The 17,689-nt window shown below is 72.4% G+C and carries 14 protein-coding genes and 2 pseudogenes; 8 read left to right on the forward strand and 8 right to left on the reverse strand.

Annotated elements, in window-relative coordinates; all coding sequences use genetic code 11:
* Positions 1-157: 157 nt before the first annotated feature.
* A pseudogene (locus ACIRFL_RS17255) lies at positions 158-1,389 on the forward strand (MFS transporter).
* 85 nt (positions 1,390-1,474) lie between these two features.
* Here the strand turns inward: ACIRFL_RS17255 and ACIRFL_RS17260 are convergent.
* The gene (locus ACIRFL_RS17260) at positions 1,475-2,638 is read right to left on the reverse strand and encodes a hypothetical protein (protein WP_404029176.1); all 1,164 of its coding nucleotides are present in this window, start codon (positions 2,636-2,638) and stop codon (positions 1,475-1,477) included.
* Complete coding sequence (locus ACIRFL_RS17265) at positions 2,635-3,573, reverse strand: 5-dehydro-4-deoxyglucarate dehydratase (protein ID WP_404029178.1); 939 nt, start codon at positions 3,571-3,573, stop codon at positions 2,635-2,637. Before ACIRFL_RS17265 ends, ACIRFL_RS17260 begins: the two co-directional genes overlap by 4 nt.
* Positions 3,574-3,804: 231 nt before the next feature.
* Here ACIRFL_RS17265 and ACIRFL_RS17270 point away from each other — a divergent pair, with 231 nt between their 5' ends.
* The 7 genes from ACIRFL_RS17270 to ACIRFL_RS17300 all read left to right on the forward strand — a co-directional run bounded on the left by ACIRFL_RS17270 (position 3,805) and on the right by ACIRFL_RS17300 (position 11,304).
* Entirely contained in the window at positions 3,805-4,614 is an 810-nt protein-coding gene (locus ACIRFL_RS17270) for an NAD-dependent epimerase/dehydratase family protein (protein ID WP_404029179.1), read from the forward strand.
* Positions 4,615-4,925: 311 nt separating this feature from the next.
* Complete coding sequence (locus ACIRFL_RS17275) at positions 4,926-5,696, forward strand: DeoR/GlpR family DNA-binding transcription regulator (RefSeq protein WP_404029181.1); 771 nt, start codon at positions 4,926-4,928, stop codon at positions 5,694-5,696.
* Positions 5,697-5,797: 101 nt separating this feature from the next.
* Positions 5,798-7,168: an ABC transporter substrate-binding protein gene (locus tag ACIRFL_RS17280; protein WP_404029183.1), complete on the forward strand. Its 1,371-nt coding sequence runs from the start codon at positions 5,798-5,800 to the stop codon at positions 7,166-7,168.
* Positions 7,165-8,103, forward strand: a complete 939-nt coding sequence (locus tag ACIRFL_RS17285) for a carbohydrate ABC transporter permease (protein WP_404029184.1) — start codon at positions 7,165-7,167, stop codon at positions 8,101-8,103. The genes ACIRFL_RS17280 and ACIRFL_RS17285 overlap by 4 nt, the downstream gene beginning before the upstream one ends.
* On the forward strand, positions 8,100-8,945 hold the full coding sequence (locus ACIRFL_RS17290; protein WP_404029186.1) for a carbohydrate ABC transporter permease: 846 nt from the start codon (positions 8,100-8,102) through the stop codon (positions 8,943-8,945). The genes ACIRFL_RS17285 and ACIRFL_RS17290 overlap by 4 nt, the downstream gene beginning before the upstream one ends.
* Complete coding sequence (locus ACIRFL_RS17295) at positions 8,942-9,931, forward strand: zinc-dependent alcohol dehydrogenase family protein (protein ID WP_404029188.1); 990 nt, start codon at positions 8,942-8,944, stop codon at positions 9,929-9,931. The genes ACIRFL_RS17290 and ACIRFL_RS17295 overlap by 4 nt, the downstream gene beginning before the upstream one ends.
* Before the next feature lie 188 nt (positions 9,932-10,119).
* Positions 10,120-11,304, forward strand: a complete 1,185-nt coding sequence (locus ACIRFL_RS17300; protein ID WP_404029241.1) for a TerD family protein — start codon at positions 10,120-10,122, stop codon at positions 11,302-11,304.
* Positions 11,305-11,438: 134 nt separating this feature from the next.
* Here ACIRFL_RS17300 and ACIRFL_RS17305 read toward each other — a convergent pair whose 3' ends face one another.
* The 6 genes and pseudogenes from ACIRFL_RS17305 to ACIRFL_RS17330 all read right to left on the reverse strand — a co-directional run bounded on the left by ACIRFL_RS17305 (position 11,439) and on the right by ACIRFL_RS17330 (position 17,562).
* Positions 11,439-12,881: an alkaline phosphatase PhoX gene (locus tag ACIRFL_RS17305; RefSeq protein ID WP_404029190.1), complete on the reverse strand. Its 1,443-nt coding sequence runs from the start codon at positions 12,879-12,881 to the stop codon at positions 11,439-11,441.
* A gap of 204 nt (positions 12,882-13,085) precedes the next feature.
* On the reverse strand, positions 13,086-14,513 hold the full coding sequence (locus ACIRFL_RS17310; RefSeq protein WP_404029192.1) for a hypothetical protein: 1,428 nt from the start codon (positions 14,511-14,513) through the stop codon (positions 13,086-13,088).
* 284 nt (positions 14,514-14,797) lie between these two features.
* Entirely contained in the window at positions 14,798-15,538 is a 741-nt protein-coding gene (locus ACIRFL_RS17315) for an SRPBCC domain-containing protein (protein ID WP_404029194.1), read from the reverse strand.
* A gap of 479 nt (positions 15,539-16,017) precedes the next feature.
* Positions 16,018-16,599, reverse strand: a pseudogene (locus ACIRFL_RS17320) (ArsR/SmtB family transcription factor); the annotation flags it as partial.
* Positions 16,600-16,693: 94 nt separating this feature from the next.
* Positions 16,694-17,419, reverse strand: a complete 726-nt coding sequence (locus ACIRFL_RS17325) for a hypothetical protein (RefSeq protein WP_404029196.1) — start codon at positions 17,417-17,419, stop codon at positions 16,694-16,696.
* Positions 17,416-17,562: a hypothetical protein gene (locus tag ACIRFL_RS17330; RefSeq protein ID WP_404029198.1), complete on the reverse strand. Its 147-nt coding sequence runs from the start codon at positions 17,560-17,562 to the stop codon at positions 17,416-17,418. Before ACIRFL_RS17330 ends, ACIRFL_RS17325 begins: the two co-directional genes overlap by 4 nt.
* Between the last annotated feature and the right edge of the window lie 127 nt (positions 17,563-17,689).

A 17,689-nucleotide genomic window follows, 5' to 3' on the forward strand; every position in this document is an offset into this window, starting at 1 on the left:
TCGTGCGTAAGGGTCACTCGGAGGGCAGACCGGCGCCGGCCGCGGAACTCATCGCACGCCCCGGAACCGTACGAACACCGCGGGCCCACGGTTTCTAAGGCATCCGCCCGATGCCCGCGCCCCCGCCTTGGACCCACGATGGCCAGGCATGACGAGCATGGAGACTTCTTGGGCGGTGGCGCGCGTCCTGCGGGACCGCAACGCGGGGCTGTATCTGGCGGGGGTGGTGGTGTCGGGCTTCGGCACGTCCTCGCTGTGGCTGGCGTCGGGCGTGTGGGTCAAGGACCTCACCGGTTCGAACGGGCTGGCCGCGCTGTGCATGCTGGCGATGTGGGCGCCGGCCCTTGCGGGTCCGGCGCTCGGCACGCTCGCCGACCGGGTGCGCCGCAAGCCGCTGCTCATCGCCGTGAACCTGTTCCTGGCCGGCCTGCTGCTGACCCTGTTCACCGTCGACTCCCCGGACGGCCTGTGGCTGCTGTTCGCGGTGTTGTTCGTGTACGGCGCCGCGGGCGTCGTACACGACGCCGCCGAGTCGGCGCTCGTCGCCGCGGCCGTCGCCCCGGATCTGCTCGGCGACTTCAACGGGCTGCGGATGACCGCAAACGAGGGCATGAAGCTGGTGGCCCCGCTGGCCGGGGCCGGTCTCTACGCGGCGTACGGCGGGGCGGCCGTGGCCCTGCTGGACGCGGTCACCTTCGTGCTGGCCGCGGGGCTGTGCGTCCTGCTGCGCGTCGGCGAGCAGCGGCCCGGCCGACCCGCCGCCGGCTGGCGCGGGCAGACCGCGGAGGGTGTGCGGCACCTGTGGGCGCACCCGGCGCTGCGCGCGCTGGTCGGTGCGGGCGGCGTGACGATGCTCTTCGCCGCCCTGACCGGCGCGATGACGTACGCCGTCGTGGACGGCCTCGGCCGCTCCCCCGCCTACGCGGGCGTGCTGTACGCCGCGCAGGGCGCCGGCTCGGTGGCGGTCGGGCTGGTCTCGGGGGCGGCGCTGCGCCGGCTCGGCGAGCGCGGGTTCGCGGCGGCCGGCATCGCCCTGCTGGCGCCTGCGGTGGCCGCCCGGGCGGTGCCCGACGAGCCGCTGGCACTGGTCAGCAGCGTGGCTACCGGGGTGGGGCTGCCGTGCGTGCTGATCGCCGCGCTCACCGCGGTGCAGCGTGCGACGCCCGGCCCGCTGCTGGGCCGGGCGGCCGCGACCGCCAACACCGTGATGTTCGCGCCGAATGTGATCGGGCTGGCCGCCGGTGCCGCCCTGGTCGAACTGGCCGACCACCGGCTGCTGTTGCCGCTGTTCGGCGGGGCGCTGCTCCTGACGGCCCTGTCACTCGCCCACCGCCCGGCAACCGCCTCCCGCACCGCCCCAAGTCCCCGTCCGACACCAACCCTGCGTGATGCGCCCGCAGTTCCCGGACCCGCCCACCCGAGCCACATCCCCCGCCGACGGCCCGAAGCGGCCCCAGACGCCCCCGCCGCTCACTCACCGCCCCGCCAGCGCCTCCCGTACCGCCGCCAGGTCGTCGTCGGATGCCAACCCGGCGTGGTACAGGCGCAGTTCGGTGGCGCCTGCCGCTCGGGCGCGGGCCGCGTCCGTCGCCAGGGTGCCGGGGCTGCCGCCCATGCCGGAGACCACGGTGAAGTTGGCCGCGAGCACGGCGTCCGTGCGCCGCTGGTCCGCGAAGGGCGTGAGCAGCCCCGGGCCGCCCGTGCAGGGCACGACGACCCCGTCCGCGACGGTCAGGATGTGCGCGGGGTCCACGCCCGCGTTGGCGCCGCAGTGGTACGACACCGGGTCCGCGTGCAGCAGCACCTGGAAGCCCTCGGGCGCGGCGGCGCGGACGGCGGCGACGGCCGCCTCCTGGAGCGTGCGGGCGGTCTCGTCGCGCCACGCGCGCGTGGCGGCGGCCCGCAGTTCGCCGAGGAGCTTCGCCACGCCCGCCCAGCCGCCGTCGTCGGGCGCGCCCCGCCACAGCGGCTCCAGCGCCGTGCGCACACGGGCGGCCAGGTCGTCGGGGTCGAGGCCCCGTTCGCCGTATCCCGTGCGGCAGTCGGGGCAGAAGCACAGCGACATCAGGTACTGCCCGGCCTCGCCGAACCCCACCCCGCCGATCTTGTCGTGGGCGTGCAGATGGGCGAGCCCGTACCAGCCCAGGGACTCCAGTTCGGTGCCGCGCGCGCCGGGGCGCACGGCGGCCTCGGCCGCCAGGTCGACGAGGTACGCGCGCGTGGCGGGCTGTGCGATGCAGGGCGCCCACGGGTAGCGGTCGCCGTAGGCGTTGACGACGGAGGTGTCCGGATGCTCGGCGCCCAGGCGGGAGTTGTGCGCGAGGACGACCCAGGTGTGCACCTCCAGGCCGGCCGCGGCCAGCGCCTCGGCGGCCTCGCCGTAGGCGTCGCCGGGCGCCCAGTCGCCGGCCGGGTGAGGGCGCGGGGAGCGGCCTGCCCAGCGGTCGCCGGGCGGGTAGAGCACGGCGGCGTGTTCGGCGGTGATGACGCGGTGGCGCGGATGGCGGGGGGTCAGCGCGCGCGTGGAGTGGTAGGCGGCGGCGAGGGTGACCTGGGCCGCGCCGAGCCGGGCGAGCCGCGCGGGCGCCTCCGGGTCGCCGTTGACGTCCCAGGGGTAGACGAACGCCGAGGTCTTCATGCGCCCTCCAGCAGCGCGTACCCGCGCTCGATCACCTGGGCGAGCTGTTTGACGTGGTCCTCGCTCGGCTCCTGCAGCGGCGGCCGGACCTCTCCGACGTCGAGGCCGCGCAGCCGCACGCCCGCCTTGACGAGGGCGACGGCGTAGCCGCGGCCCTGGGCGCGCAGGTCCACGAAGGGGCGGTAGAAGCCGTCCAGGAGCCGGTGCGCGGTGCTCTCGTCGCCGTCGCGCAGCGCCCGGTGGAAGGCGAGGGCGATCTCGGGTGCGAAGCAGAAGACGGCCGAGGAGTAGAGGGTGATGCCGAGGGCGCGGTAGGCGAGCTGGGTCTGCTCGGCGGTCGGCAGGCCGTTGAAGTACAGGAAGTCGCCGGGGGCCTCGGTGCGTACGGTGCTGACGATGCGCTGCATCAGGTCCAGGTCGCCGAGGCCGTCCTTTAAGCCGATGATGCCCTCCGTGCGGGCGAGTTCGGCCACCGTGGGCGGGGTGAACACCGCGTTGTCGCGCTGGTAGACGATCAGGGGCAGTTCGGTGGCGGCGGCGACCTCCCGGTAGTGCCGCAGCAGGCCCTGCTGTCCGGCGACGACGAGGTACGGCGGCATGGCGAGCAGCCCGTCGGCCCCGGCGTCCCGGGCGAGCCGCGCGTACCGTGTGGCGAGCGCGGTGCCGTAGCCGGCGCCCGCGACCACCGGCACCCGTCCGCCGGCCGCCTCGACGGCGGCGCGTACGCAGGACTCGAACTCCTCGGGCAGCAGCGCGTGGAACTCCCCGGTGCCGCAGCAGGCGAACACGGCGGCGGCGCCGGCCTGGACGCCCCGGCGCACATGCGCGCGGTAGACGTCGAGGTCCACGGAGCCGTCGGCGCCGTACGGGGTGACGGGGAAGAACAGCGGCCCACTGGGGTTGCGGAGTCGAGCGGCGAGAGGGGCTGACGTCACGGGCGCTCCCTGACGGTGCATGCTTATGATCAGCGTCTATATTTCTGAACGCATCCACGCTAAGGGCCGCACTCGGGGCCGGTCAAGCGGGCAAACCCGCAACACGAGAGCGGATTTCCGCACGACACACCACACTTGACGAGCCGGACCGCCGCTCCCTAGCGTGTCCACGAATGTGAATGCTGGCCATGAATGCGGCTGTTGAGTCACGTTGACCCGAGGAGACCGAGGATGCCCGCTCCCCGCACCGTTCTGCTCACCGGCGCCGCCGGCGGGCTCGGCACCCTGATGCGGGAGTTGCTCCCGGCCTACGGCTACGAACTGCGACTGTTCGACGTGCGCCCGATCGAGGGCGAGCCGGACGCGATCACCGCGGACCTCTCGGACACCGAGGCGCTGCGCGAGGCCGTGCGGGGCGTCGACGCGATCATCCATCTCGCGGGCATCTCCCTGGAATCGACCTTCGAGAAGGTCCTGAAGGCGAACATCGAGGGCACCTACCACCTGTACGAGGCGGCCCGCGAGGCGGGCGTGCCCCGGATCGTGTTCGCCTCCTCCAACCACGCGGTCGGTTTCACGCCCGCCCCGCGCGGCGACGACCCGCTGATCCCGGTGGACACCCCGCGCCGCCCCGACACCTTCTACGGCCTGTCCAAGTGCTTCGGCGAGGACCTGGCGCAGCTCTACTGGGACAAGCACGGCCTGGAGACCGTCTCCATCCGCATCGGCTCCTGCTTCCCCGAGCCGACCAGCGTGCGGATGCTCTCGGTGTGGATGAGCCCGGCCGACGGGGCACGGCTGCTGCACGCGGCCCTGACCGCCGAGCACGTCGGGCACACCGTGGTGCACGGCTCGTCCGCCAACACCCGCCTGTGGTGGGACCTGACGTCCGCGCGTGCGCTCGGCTACGCACCGCAGGACGACTCGGAGCCGTACGCCGCCGAGCTGATCGCCGCACAGGGGGAACTGGACCCGGACGATCCGGCCCACACCCACCTCGGCGGACACTTCGTGAACGACCCGCCGATCTGGCCGTACTGACGGTACCGGCGGCGGCCGGGGCGGCCACCGGCAGCGGACCGGCGGCGGCGGAAAAACGTCGTTCACGCGGGCGGGCGGGCACCGATCGGGCCCGCCCGCCCGCGCATTCGGGCAGGCACCCTGCCCGTTCTCACCCCTGCCCGCGCAGCCGCGCAGGTCCGCGGCGGGCACTCCGCAGGGAGATCGGGCACACACGGGCAGCATCGGGCCCGCAACAGACCTGGTCAGCGCCGCACACCCGCTGTACAACTTCCCCCATGGGTCGCACCGGGCCCGAACGGGCACACCTCAGCGTGGAGGCAGGTGAAGCGATGAGCGCCAGGACGGCCGAAGAGCGCCAGCGGGAGATCGTGCGGGCCGCTCGGGCGGCAGGCTCCGTCGACGTCACCGTGCTCGCCACCGAGCTGGGCGTGGCCAAGGAGACCATCCGGCGCGATCTGCGCGCCCTGGAGGACCACGGCCTGGTGCGCCGCACCCATGGGGGCGCCTATCCCGTGGAGAGCGCCGGGTTCGAGACGACGCTCGCCTTCCGGGCCACCAGCCATGTGCCCGAGAAGCGCCGGATCGCCGCCGCGGCGGCCGAACTGCTCGGGGACGCGGAGACGGTGTTCGTCGACGAGGGCTTCACCCCGCAGCTCATCGCCGAGTCGCTGCCCGTGGACCGGCCGCTGACCGTGGTCACCGCCTCCCTGCCGGTCGCCGGCGCGCTGGCCGAGGCCGAGAACGTCTCGGTGCTGCTGCTCGGCGGCCGGGTCCGGCCCGGCACACTGGCGACCGTCGACCACTGGACCACGAAGATGCTCAGCGGATTCGTGGTCGACCTCGCCTTCATCGGCGCCAACGGCATCTCCCGCGAGCACGGTCTGACCACCCCCGACCCGGCGGTCAGCGAGGTCAAGACGCAGGCGATCCGGGCCGCCCGGCGCACCGTCTTCGCGGGCACGCACACCAAGTTCGGCGCGGTCAGCTTCTGCCGGTTCGCCGATGTCGGCACGCTGGAGGCGATCGTGACGAGCACCCTGCTCCCGGCGACCGAGGCCCACCGGTACTCACTGCTGGGGCCGCAGGTCATCCGGGTCTGAACCACATATGTCCAGGCGTTACCCAGGGATTCCGCGCACCCGGCGGTGCCCCTTGCATCTCCCTGTCTTCTTTGGTCCCCACCTCTTCACAGGAGCGATCCATGCGCACCCAGAGCCGACGGAGGCCGCGAGTCACGCTCGCCATGGCCGCCGCAGGGACGCTGCTCGCCCCGCTGCTCTCCGGCTGCTGGGTCGGCGCGGGCGGGTCCGGTTCCGGCGGCAACTCCATCAACGTACTGATGGTCAACAACCCCCAGATGACCGAGTTGCAGAAGCTCACCGCCGCGCACTTCACCAAGGAGACCGGCATCAAGGTGAACTTCACGGTGCTGCCCGAGAACGACGTCCGCGACAAGATCAGCCAGGACTTCGCCAACCAGGCCGGCCAGTACGACGTGGCGACGCTGAGCAACTACGAGATCCCCATCTACGCCCGCAACGGCTGGCTGCACACGATGGACTCCTACGTCGCCGACGACCCGGCCTACGACGAGCAGGACGTCCTCAAGCCGATGCGCCAGTCCCTGACCGGCGACGACGGCAAACTCTACGGTCAGCCCTTCTACGGCGAGTCGTCCTTCCTCATGTACCGCAAGGACGTGTTCGCCGAGAAGGGCCTGACGATGCCCGAGCACCCGACCTGGACCCAGGTGGCCGACCTCGCCGCCAAGGCCGACGGCGCCCGGCCCGGCATGAAGGGCATCTGCCTGCGCGGACTGCCCGGCTGGGGCGAGCTGATGGCGCCGCTCACCACGGTGGTGAACACCTTCGGCGGGACCTGGTTCGACAAGGACTGGAAGGCACACCTCGACTCCCCCGAGTTCGTGAAGGCGACGAAGTTCTATGTCGACCTGGTGCGCGAGCACGGCGAGTCCGGCGCCGCCCAGTCCGGGTTCGCCGAGTGCCTGAACAACATGACCCAGGGCAAGGTCGCCATGTGGTACGACGCCACCTCCGCGGCCGGACTCCTGGAGGCGAACAAGTCCCCGGTCAAGGGCAAGCTCGGCTACGCACCCGCCCCGGTGGAGAAGACCGAGTCCGCCGGCTGGCTCTACACCTGGGCCTGGGGCATCCAGAACGCCTCCCGCAACCCCGACAAGGCCTGGAAGTTCGTCTCCTGGGCCTCCGGCAAGGGGTACGAGCAGCTGGTCGGCGACACCATCGGCTGGTCCAACGTGCCGGCCGGCAAGCGCGCCTCGACCTACACCAACCCGGCCTACCGGCAGGAGGCCGCCGCCTTCCAGGACATGACGAAGGACGCCATCGAGAGCGCCCGGCCGAACGACCCCGGTGTGCAGCCGCGTCCCGCACCCGGCATCCAGTTCGTCGGCATCCCCGAGTTCACCGACCTCGGCACCAAGGTCTCCCAGGAGATCAGCGCGGCCATCGCCGGACGCCAGTCCGTCGACGCGGCCCTGAAGAAGTCCCAGCAACTCGCCGAGAAGATCGCCAAGGAGTACGAGGGACGATGACCGCCACGACGACAGCACCGATGTCAGCGACACCCGTACGCGCCGCCGCGCCGCCGCCCGCCCGGCTGCGCGCCTGGGCGACCCGGGCCCCGCTGCTCCCCGCCCTGATCTTCATGATCGCGGTGACCCAGCTGCCCTTCGTGGCCACGCTGGTGATCTCCTTCTTCGACTGGAACGCCCTCTACCCCAAGGCCCGCCACTTCACCGGCGTCGACAACTACCGGCAGGTGCTCACCGACGCCGACCTGCGCCACTCGGTGTGGACGACCGTGCTGCTCACGGTGGCGGTGGTGCTGGCCAGCCTGGTGCTCGGACTGGCGCTCGCGCTGCTCCTGGACCGGCGCTTCCGCGGCCGGGGTGTGGTCCGCACCCTGCTGATCGCACCGTTCCTCGTGGTGCCCGTGGCCGCCGCCCTGCTCTGGAAACATGTGCTCTACAACCCTGAATACGGTCTTTTCAACGGGTTGCTGCACTATGTGGGCGGGCCACAGCCCGACTGGATCTCCAACACCCCGCTGCTCGCCGTCGAGGCGGCCCTGGTCTGGCAGTGGACGCCGTTCATGATGCTGATCCTGCTCGCCGGCCTGCAGAGCCGCGACCAGCAGCAGATCGAGGCCGCCCGGGTGGACGGGGCGAGCGACTGGCAGATCTTCCGCCATCTGACCCTGCCCCATCTGCGCCGCTACCTCGAACTCGGCGCCCTGCTGGGCTCGATCTACATCGTCCAGAACTTCGACGCGGTCTTCACGATCACGTCCGGCGGCCTGGGCACCGCCAACCTGCCCTACACCGTGTACCAGAGCTTCTACCAGGCCCACGAGAACGGCCTCGCCTCGGCCGCGGGCGTCCTGGTGGTCATCGGCTCGATCATCATCGCGACCTTCGCGCTGCGCGTGGTGTCGTCGCTGTTCCGCGAGGAGGTGTCCCGCGCATGAGCGCCGCAGTCGTTCCCGCCCGCCGCCGCAGGGGCGTCGGCCTGGGCCTGGTGGCCTGGCTCGCCGGCATCCTGTTCTTCCTGCCCATCGCCTGGATGGCGCTGACGTCCTTCCACTCCGAACAGGACGCGGCGACCAATCCGCCGTCGTTCGCCGCCGCCCTGACCCTGGACGGCTACCGCGAGTTCTTCGGCACAGGCGGCGGGGCCAGCCCGTGGCCCGCGCTGATCAACTCCACGGTGGCGTCGGTGGTCTCGACGCTGTGCGTGCTGCTGCTGGCGCTCCCGGCGGCCTACGCGCTGTCGATCCGCCCGGTGAAGAAGTGGACGGACGTCCTGTTCTTCTTCCTGTCGACGAAGATGCTGCCGGTCGTGGCGGGCCTGCTGCCGATCTACCTGTTCGCGAAGAACGCCGGGATGCTCGACAACATCTGGCTCCTGGTCATCCTCTACACGGCCATGAACCTGCCGATCGCGGTGTGGATGATGCAGTCGTTCCTCGCCGAGGTCCCGGTGGCGGTGATCGAGGCCGCCCGGGTGGACGGCGCCCGGCTGCCCACGGTGCTCGGCCGGATCGTGGCCCCCATCGCCCTGCCCGGCATCGCCGCGACGGCACTGATCTGCTTCATCTTCAGCTGGAACGAGCTGCTGTTCGCCCGAGTCCTCACGGGCGTGGTCGCCGAGACCGCCCCCGTCTTCCTGACCGGCTTCATCACCAGCCAGGGCCTGTTCCTGGCGAAGGTGTGCGCCGCGTCGCTCGTCATCTCCCTGCCGGTGCTCGCCGCAGGGTTCGCCGCCCAGGACAAGCTGGTCCAGGGCCTGTCGTTGGGAGCCGTGAAATGAAGGCCGCCGTCATCGAGTCCGTGGGCCGCGCCGTCGTCACCGAGGTCCCCGACCCGACGCCAGGGCCTCGCCAGGTCGTCGTCGAGGTGGCGGCCTGCGGGCTGTGCGGCACCGATCTGCACATCCTCCAGGGCGAGTTCGCGCCCAAGCTGCCGATCGTGCCCGGCCATGAGTTCGCGGGCCAGGTGGTCGGCGTGGGCACCCAGGTCACCGAGGTCGCCGTCGGCGACCGGGTGGCGGTCGACCCGTCGCTGTACTGCTACGAGTGCCGCTACTGCCGCAGCGGCCACAACAACCTCTGCGAGCGCTGGGCCGCGATCGGCGTGACCACCGCGGGCGGCGCGGCCCAGTACGCGGTGGCGCCGGTGGCGAACTGCGTGAAGCTGCCCGAGCACGTACGCACCCAGGACGCGGCCCTGATCGAGCCGCTGTCCTGCGCGGTGCGCGGCTACGACATCCTGCAGTCCCGGCTCGCCGCCCATGTGCTGATCTACGGCTCAGGGACCATGGGCCTGATGATGCTGGAGCTGGCCAAGCGGACGGGCGCGGCGAGCGTGGACGTGGTCGACCTCAACCCGGCCCGGCTGGAGACGGCCCGCCGGCTCGGTGTCTCGGCGTCCGCGGCGAACGCGGACGAACTGGACCGGCCGCAGGGCTGGGACGTCGTGATCGACGCGACGGGGAACGCGGCGGCGATCCAGGACGGCCTGGACCGGGTGGCCAAGGCGGGCACGTTTCTGCAGTTCGGGGTCGCCGACTACGCGACCCGCGTGACCATCGACCCGTACCGCATCTACAACCAGGAGATCACCATCACCGGCTCGATGGCGGTGCTGCACAGCTACGAGCGGGCGGCGGAACTGTTCGCGAACGGCGTGCTCGACCCCGACGTCTTCATCAGCGACCGCATCCCGCTGACCCGCTACCCAGAGGCCCTGACCCAGTTCGCGGCAGGAGTAGGCCGCAAAATCGTGGTGGTCCCCTGACACCCCCCGTGCTCCTCCCGCGCCCCAAAGGGGCGCGGGGCTGTATCGATGTGCGGCTCCGCCGCGCGGGCGCGCCCAGCCCCCACCGAGCCGCAGGCGAACAACGACGCAAAAGCGGCCCACCCAGCGGGGCGCCAAGGTAAGGGAACGGTAAAGCGCCCTCGCTCGTTACTCCCGGCATGACAGCTATGACCCCCGGCTCGAACATCCCTCTCGCCGCCGCCCGTGTGACGGTGGACGTCGCCGCCCCGGTGCGGCTCGACGTATCGGGCCTGCTGCTCACCGCCGACGGCAAGGTGCGCTCCGACGACGACTTCATCTTCTACAACCAGCCCACAGGCCCGGGCGTGACCCACCGCTCGGGCGGCGGCGCGGCACCCGACGCGATCATCGTCGACACCGGCGCCGTCCCACCCGCCATCGAGAAGATCGTCGTGACCGCGAGCCCGGACGCCGCGGGCCAGACCTTCCAGGGCGTCGAACCGACGGCGACGATCCGCAACGCCGACGACAACACCGTGCTCGCGACCTTCACACCCCCGCAGCTCGGCACCGAGACCGCCCTGGTGGTCGTCGAGATCTACCGGCGCAACGGCCAGTGGAAGGCCCGCGCCGTCGGCCAGGGGTACGCCGACGGACTCGCCGGCATCGCCACCGACTTCGGCGTCACCGTGGAGGAACCGGCACCGGCACCGGCCGCCCAGCCGTCCGCACCGCCGCCGCCCGCCGCCCAGCCCGCCGCGCCCCCGATGCCCGCCGCTCCCCCCGCGCCGCCCGCCCCCGCGCCCGGCACCGGGAAGATCAACCTGGACAAGGGCCGGGTCAGCCTCCAGAAGAACCAGACGGTCTCCCTCGTCAAGGGCGGCCGTCCGCTGCTGTCCCGGGTGCAGATGGGACTCGGCTGGGAGCCCGCGTTCCGCGGCAAGGACATCGACCTGGACGCCTCGGTCATCGCCTACGGCCCGCAGCGCAACCACATCGACAGCTGCTACTTCGGCAAGCTGACCATCCTCAACGGCGCGATCAAGCACTCCGGCGACAACCTCACGGGCGAGGGCGGCGGCGACGACGAGGTGATCGTCGTCGATCTCGGCCGTATCCCGCAGGAGGTCTCCGGCCTGGTCTTCACCGTGAACTCCTTCTCCGGCCAGAAGTTCACCGAGGTCGCCAAGGCCTACTGCCGCCTCGTGGACACCGCGACCGGCGAGGAACTGGTCCGCTTCGACCTGACCGGCGCCGAGCCGCAGACGGGCGTGATGATGGCCAAGCTCATCCGCCAGTTCTCCGGCGAGTGGGAGATGACCGCGATGGGCGACTTCGTCAAGGCCCGCACGGTCCGCAACATGGTCAAGCCGGCCGCCCAGGCGCTGTAGCGCGGGGACACACCGGCACGGGCGCCCCCGGCCCCGGGGGCGCCCCGCCGGCGCGCTGTGGGCGTTCAAAGGACGGGCCGGGCCGCCGAAGTGGGCCGATGTCCCGGCCGCCCCCGTGCGGGCGAGGGAACCGACTACCGCTTCTGACGCTTCCAGGGGCCGGTGATGGCGAGCATGATGCCGGGTTCCTGGATGTTGGCGAACAGGGTCCGGCCGTCGGGCGAGAAGGTGACGCCGGTGAACTCGCTGTACTCCGGCTCCTCGGCGGTGCCGATGTTCAGCTCGTTGCGGGCGATCGGGTAGGTGCGGCCGCTGTCGGTGGCGCCGAACAGGTGCTGGACGCCGTCGCCGTCCTCGGCGATGACGAGGCCGCCGTACGGGGAGACGGTGATGTTGTCGGGGCCGTCGAAGGCGCCCTCGGCGGAAGGGTCGGGGTTGACGCCGAGCAGCACCTTCAGGGTGAGCGTGCGCCGCTTCGGGTCGTAGAACCAGACCTGGCCGTCGTGCTGGACGGGGCTCTCCCCACGGGCGTAGGAGGAGACGACGTAGGCGCCGCCGTCGCCCCACCACATGCCTTCCAGCTTGCGGGCGCGGGTCACCTGGCCGGTGCTGAACTGCTTGCGGACGGAGGTGGTGCGCGCGTCGCGGTCGGGTACGTCGACCCAGTCGACGCCGTAGACCGTGCCGATCCGCGTGGCGCGGGACAGGTCGTCGACGAACGCGCCGCCGGAGTCGAAGCACTTGAACGCCTGCAGGCGGCCCGCGTCGGCGGCGAGGGTACGCAGCCTGCCCCGGCCGTGGTGGAAGCCCTCCGGCGGGGTCCAGCGGTAGAACAGCCCGTTCGGGGCGTCCGCGTCCTCCGTCAGATAGAGGTGGCCGCGCTTGGGGTCCACGACGACGGCCTCGTGCGCGTAGCGGCCCAGCGCCTTGATCGGCTGCGGGGCGCGGTTGGCGCGGCGGTCGGCCGGGTCCACCTCGAAGACATAGCCGTGGTCCTTGGTCATGCCGTTCTGGCCGGCCTTGTCCTCGGTCTCCTCGCAGGTGAGCCAGGTGCCCCACGGCGTGCTGCCGCCCGCGCAGTTGGTGGAGGTGCCGGCGATGCCGACCCACTCGGCGACGTGGTCGCGGCGGACCTCGACGACCGTGCAGCCGCCCGAGGCTGCCGGGTCGTAGACCAGTCCCTCGGTGAGCGGGACGGGGTGCTCCCACTTGGTGCGCGGGCCCTTGAGTTCGTGGTTGTTGACGAGGAGGGTGGCGCCGCGCGGGCCGTCGAAGGTGGCGGTGCCGTCGTGGTTGGAGGGCGTGAACTCGCCGGACTCCAGCTTGGTCCTGCCGCTGTGGGTGATGATCCGGTAGGTGAAGCCGGCGGGCAGCGCGAGGATGCCGTTCGGGTCGGGGACGAGCGGTCCGTAGCCGACCCCGGGATGTCCGGTGGCCTTCTCCTCCTCCGCGCTCTCGGTGTCCGTGGCGGCCAGCGCGTTGGGGGCGGTGGCGAGGGCGCCGACGCTGCCCGCCAGCGCGACACCGGCGCCGGTGATCGCGGATGTCCTGGCGAAGTCCCTGCGGGTGAGCGACATGCTGTCTCCTGTGACGGTGGGGAATGCCGTGGAGGGTGGCGGATCGCGCTGCGCGGAACGTTGCCGCCTCCGCCTGAACGGCGATTGAACACCGGGCGACTTCGTGATCCCCGCTTCCCCGAACCCGTAAGCCTCACCGCGCCGAGCACCGATCCGGGAGGCCCCGCAACCTCGAAGGACCCCCCGAAACCCCGGGGAAGGGGGTCAGGTGCCCTGTTGTGAACGGGCCTTGAAGGCCGCCTTGCGGGCCTCCTTGGCGATCTTCTTGTCGGGGTGCAGCCGGCCCATCGCCTCCAGCACGTCCGCGGTCGCCGGGTGCTCCACCCGCCATGCCGCCGCGAAGAACCCGCTGTGCTGGGCCGCAAGCCCCTCCACCAGGCCACGCAGCTCCTCGGAGTTGCCCTCGGCGGCGAGCTGCGCGGCCACCGTGTCGATGGTGAGCCAGAACACCAGGTCCTGCGACGGCGCCGGCACCCCGGGGATGCCACGCTCACTCAGCCACACCCGGGCCAGCCCGCCCAGTTCGGCGTCGTCAAGGACCTCCCGCAGCGCAGGCTCGGCTTCCCTGCCGACCAGGGACAGCGCCTGCTGGCAGCGCAGCCTGCGCAGCGGCGCCCCGGCGTCACCGCCGCGCGCCGCGGCCAGCAACTCCCGTGCGGCGGCGAGGGGTTCACGGCGGGCCAGCCACTGCTCGGTCTCGGCCCTGGCCGCCGCCTGCGGAAAGCGGGACGTGCCGTCGAGCAGGACGTCCGCGCCCTTGTCCACGAGTTCGCCGACGGCGGGCGCCTCGAAACCGGCCTCCAGCAGCCGCGTCCGCAGCCCGTACAGACCGAGCGGGGTGAGCCGCACCAGGCCGTAGCGGGAGACGTCGGTCTCGTCCTCCGGCGCGGCCGGCTCGTCGTCGCCCTCGGCCATGAGCGCCTCGTCGACGGGCTGGTACTCCACGATGCCGATCGGTTCCAGCAGCCGGAACTGGTCGTCCAGGCGCATCATCGCGTCGGACACCTGCTCCAGCACGTCGTTGCTGGGTTCGCCCATGTCGGGGGGCACGATCATCGAGGCGGCGAGCGCGGGCAGCGGCACCGTGCCGTCGCCGGGGCCGTCCTCGCCGACGGTCAGCAGGTACAGGTTGCCGAGGACGCCGTCGAGGAAGTCGGCCTCGGCCTCCGGGTCCCAGTCGAGTGACGAGAAATCGACCTCGCCGTCGCCGTCCACCGCGTCCATGAGCCCGTCCAGATCGGGCACGCTCGCATCGGCGACGACGGCCTCCAGGGCGGCGAGCCACACCGTGAGCACGTCGTGCGGTGAGCCGGAGGTGAGCAGGGCCAGCTCTTCCCCCGCCTCGACGGTCCCGGCTTCCTCGTCGACGATCTCGACCAGACCGGTGTCCACGGCGACCCGCCAGGCCTCGCTCGCCAAGGCCACGGCGTCGTCCCCGGTCAGCCCCAGCAGCTCGACCGCGGCGGGCAGCTGCTCGTCGACCAGGCTGCCCCCGACGTCCACTCTGGTGTCGGGCCCGGCCCAGCGGGCGAGCCGGACGGCCCGGGACAGCGACGGCGTGGACAGCGCGGCGCGCGCCAGCTCCGCTTCGGAGTGCAGCCGCACCGGCGGCAGGGGGGAGCTGTCTGACATCGGCTGGTTCTCCTCGCGGCCGTGATGGGACTCAGCGGTTCAGCCTAGACGGGTTTCCCCCTATGCCGCCCGGTTCCTCTCCTCACCGGGACCCGACCTGGCCGAAACCCTGACGTGCCCCTCGACCGACCGGATCTTGATACGCGGAGAAGGAAGCGGTGAGGGCCCGCCGAATCGACGCGAGGTCACCGCCGGACGCGCACGCCCCGCTGTGCGCCCGGCGCGCGACGGCGCCGGGCGCGGAGCCGCCGGACAGCGGCGGTTCCGCCCGCGGCGCCGTTCGCTCAGGACTGTCCGTACACCCCGTTCAGCCAGTCCTGCCACACGGTCTCGTTCGCCTTGGCGTCGGCGTCCGGAGCGAAGTCGTGCACGGAGATGCCGACCGGCGCGCCCCAGTGGTTGCGTCCGAAGAAGCGGATCAGGGCGGTGTCGGTGCGCAGTCCGATGAAGTAGGGGTTGCGGAAGTCGAGGACGGCGTCGAGGGGCCGCCCCAGCGGGCCGTGCGCCTGGACGCGGGCTCCCTGCGCGGTGTCGTCGCCGAGGCCGAGGGCCCGGCCGACGGCGGTGAAGGCGTCGGCGGCCTTGGACGCCTCGGGCCCGTCGAATGTGGCGAACGCCACCGGGCGGGGCGCGAAGTGGGCCAGGTACTCACGCAGGGTGTGCAGATAGAACTCGGTGTGCTTGCTCGCCCCGTCGTACTGGTTGTCCCAGTCGTCGACGAAGATGCCGCTGTGCACGTACCGCACCCAGGCGCGGCGGCCCTCGTCGCGCGGCTCGATGGTGTAGTCGAGCTGGTTGAGGGTCTGCTGGGAGATGCCCTCGACGTTCTCGACACGGTTCGTGTAGCGGTGCGGCGGGTCCCAGGCGGTGACGGCTGACCCGAAGGGGCCCCGGCCGCCCACCCGCGGCTCCGGCGGCTCCATCGGCCACAGGTAGCCCCCTGTGCCGGTGGTCACGGCCTGCCACACCTCCTCCGGGGTGGCGTCGGTCTCGAACTCGCTGACGATCTCGAATTCCTCGGACATGGCGGGGCTCCTGATTACTGCGGGTCCGGTTCCGGGGCGGACCGCTCCCGGATCGAGGCATGGCCCCGGACCACGCTGCGGTCCTGGGCGGTGATCTGGTCCTGGGCGGCGATCTGATCGTCGGCCGGACCGGAACGTCCGTCACCCGCGGACCGGCCGACGACAACGGGCTGATGGCTGACAGCGGGCTGATCGCTTACCGGGGACCGATCACCGCCCGGGAACCGATCCTCGCCCGGCGACCGGTCACCGCCCGGGGCCCGCCCACCGACCGACGGCTGTCCACTCACAGAAGGCTGCTCACCGACCGTGGCCTGCCCGCTCACCTCGGCCCGGCCATGGCCCGGGGACTGCTCACCGACCGCGGGCCGCCCGCTTTCCGCGGCCCGGCCACCGTCCCGGGGCAGCCCACCGACCGCGGCCTGCCCCTCCGCAGAGGGCTGCCCACCGACTGCGGGCCGTCCACCGGCCGGGGTCTCGTCCTTGAGCGTCGGGTGCACGGCGACGACGATCCGGTGGTCCCGTCCGCCCTCGGCGTCGGGAGCGTCGTACTTGCGGATGAGGGCGCTCACCCCCGCCGTCAGCTCCTGCACGAAGGCCGCACGGTCGGCGGCCGAGGCGAAGCGGACCTCGCCGTCCAGGGCGTACGTCGCCAGCCGCTTGCGGGCTTTCGCCGCGCCGGTGATCAGCGTGCCGACGTCCCGGACGAGCCGGGCGCCGAGCGCGAGCAGCCAGCGCGCGGACAGCTGGTCACGGAAGCGATCCGGGTCGGGCTGTACGGCGGCCAGCGCGAGCGGACTGATCACGTACGACGCCGCGGTCGCGCGCATCAGCCGCTCGGTGACGTTGCCCTTGCGGCGCTCGCCGGCCAGCTCGACCAGGCCGTGCCGCTCCAGCGCCTTGAGGTGGTAGTTCACCTTCTGCCGGGGCAGTCCGACCCGGCCGGCCAGCATGGCGGCCGACGCGGGCGCGGAGGTCAGCTCGGCGAGCAGCCGGGCCCTCGTCGGGTCCAGCGACACGGCGGCGGCCTCGGGGTCCTCGATCACGGTCACGTCCAGCATGCGTCCACCCTCTCACCGAAAACTTTTCTTGTCCAGGCGGTTCAAGCTTTCGGTGAGTGGGGGCGCCAGGACCGCGGCGCCGCGCCACCGCGGGTCAGTTCTCGCCACTCCCTTCGGCGCCGCGGTCGCCGAGGCGGGCCAACTGGGTCTGGAACCAGTCGAGGCGGGCCTGCAACAGGGCGGCCTCAGCGACGAGTTCGGGCACGCCGAACCCTTCGGCCGCACCGGGCACGCCGGGCACGCCGCGCGGAGCGACGCCGGCCGGCCCGCCCGGCGACGGCCGGCCACCGGTCGCCGACACCCGCAGCCCGTCGCCGGCCAGCCCGGCGAATCCGGCGAGCGAGACCGACGTACGGGCGCGCACACAGCCCGCGCAGGCGGGCGCCAGGGCACGCCAGCCCGGGCGGCCCCAGCCGGCGTCGGCCAGCGCGGCGGCGCGGGCGCCGCAGGCGCACGGGCCGACGGCCGCCGTGCGCACCCGCTGCCGGGCGTAGCGGTAGCCGCGTTCGAAGCGGATGTAGGCGCCGAGGACGGAGACCTCCAGGAGGACCGCCGCCCGGTGCTCCGCGGTGCACAGCAACGCCTCGGCGGCCGTCCGGTCGTGCACGCAGTGGAAACCGCAGTCGCACAGCCGCGAGGGCGGGCGGTGCCGTCGGCCGTAGACGCAGGAGGCGTCGTCGAGGACCCCGTACGGCAGCGCGCCGCCCAGTGACACCCCGGTGAAGCCGGCCCTGGTGCCGTCCTGGGACAGCATCGGGTGGGCGATCTTGTATCCGGTCGGCGGCTCCGTCGGGCGTTCCGCGGGGAGCCGCAGCCTCATCGGGCGGCCGGCACCTCTTCCGGCGCGGGCGGCTGCGGTTCGGCGGTGCGCGCGGGGGTCTCCTCGGGGCGTTCACGTTCTTCGGCGTGGTCGAGCGGCTGTTCCTGCGCGACTCCGGTGGCCAGTGCCTTGCCGAGCTTCATGGCTGCCTCCCATGACTGCCGTAGGTGACCGTTCCGCCCATGGTGACCCACACCGGCCGAGTTGGACACAGGGCAGCGGTGCCACCCCTCCACCACTCAGCGATGCTTAGCGATACCTCGTAGAAGA

Origin of the sequence: Streptomyces sp. NPDC102462 (assembly GCF_044765425.1) — a bacterium.
In the GTDB taxonomy this organism is placed as follows: domain Bacteria; phylum Actinomycetota; class Actinomycetes; order Streptomycetales; family Streptomycetaceae; genus Streptomyces.

Excerpts from the sequence above, each read along its gene's own strand:
- ACIRFL_RS17260 (WP_404029176.1), bottom strand. The coding sequence starts at position 2,638 with ATGAAGACCTCGGCGTTCGTCTACCCCTGGGACGTCAACGGCGACCCG.
- ACIRFL_RS17310 (WP_404029192.1), bottom strand. The coding sequence starts at position 14,513 with ATGTCAGACAGCTCCCCCCTGCCGCCGGTGCGGCTGCACTCCGAAGCG.
- ACIRFL_RS17285 (WP_404029184.1), top strand. The coding sequence starts at position 7,165 with ATGACCGCCACGACGACAGCACCGATGTCAGCGACACCCGTACGCGCC.
- ACIRFL_RS17330 (WP_404029198.1), bottom strand. The coding sequence starts at position 17,562 with ATGAAGCTCGGCAAGGCACTGGCCACCGGAGTCGCGCAGGAACAGCCG.
- ACIRFL_RS17315 (WP_404029194.1), bottom strand. The coding sequence starts at position 15,538 with ATGTCCGAGGAATTCGAGATCGTCAGCGAGTTCGAGACCGACGCCACC.
- ACIRFL_RS17305 (WP_404029190.1), bottom strand. The coding sequence starts at position 12,881 with ATGTCGCTCACCCGCAGGGACTTCGCCAGGACATCCGCGATCACCGGC.
- ACIRFL_RS17275 (WP_404029181.1), top strand. The coding sequence starts at position 4,926 with ATGAGCGCCAGGACGGCCGAAGAGCGCCAGCGGGAGATCGTGCGGGCC.
- ACIRFL_RS17300 (WP_404029241.1), top strand. The coding sequence starts at position 10,120 with ATGACCCCCGGCTCGAACATCCCTCTCGCCGCCGCCCGTGTGACGGTG.
- ACIRFL_RS17295 (WP_404029188.1), top strand. The coding sequence starts at position 8,942 with ATGAAGGCCGCCGTCATCGAGTCCGTGGGCCGCGCCGTCGTCACCGAG.
- ACIRFL_RS17270 (WP_404029179.1), top strand. The coding sequence starts at position 3,805 with ATGCCCGCTCCCCGCACCGTTCTGCTCACCGGCGCCGCCGGCGGGCTC.
- ACIRFL_RS17290 (WP_404029186.1), top strand. The coding sequence starts at position 8,100 with ATGAGCGCCGCAGTCGTTCCCGCCCGCCGCCGCAGGGGCGTCGGCCTG.
- ACIRFL_RS17280 (WP_404029183.1), top strand. The coding sequence starts at position 5,798 with ATGCGCACCCAGAGCCGACGGAGGCCGCGAGTCACGCTCGCCATGGCC.
- ACIRFL_RS17325 (WP_404029196.1), bottom strand. The coding sequence starts at position 17,419 with ATGAGGCTGCGGCTCCCCGCGGAACGCCCGACGGAGCCGCCGACCGGA.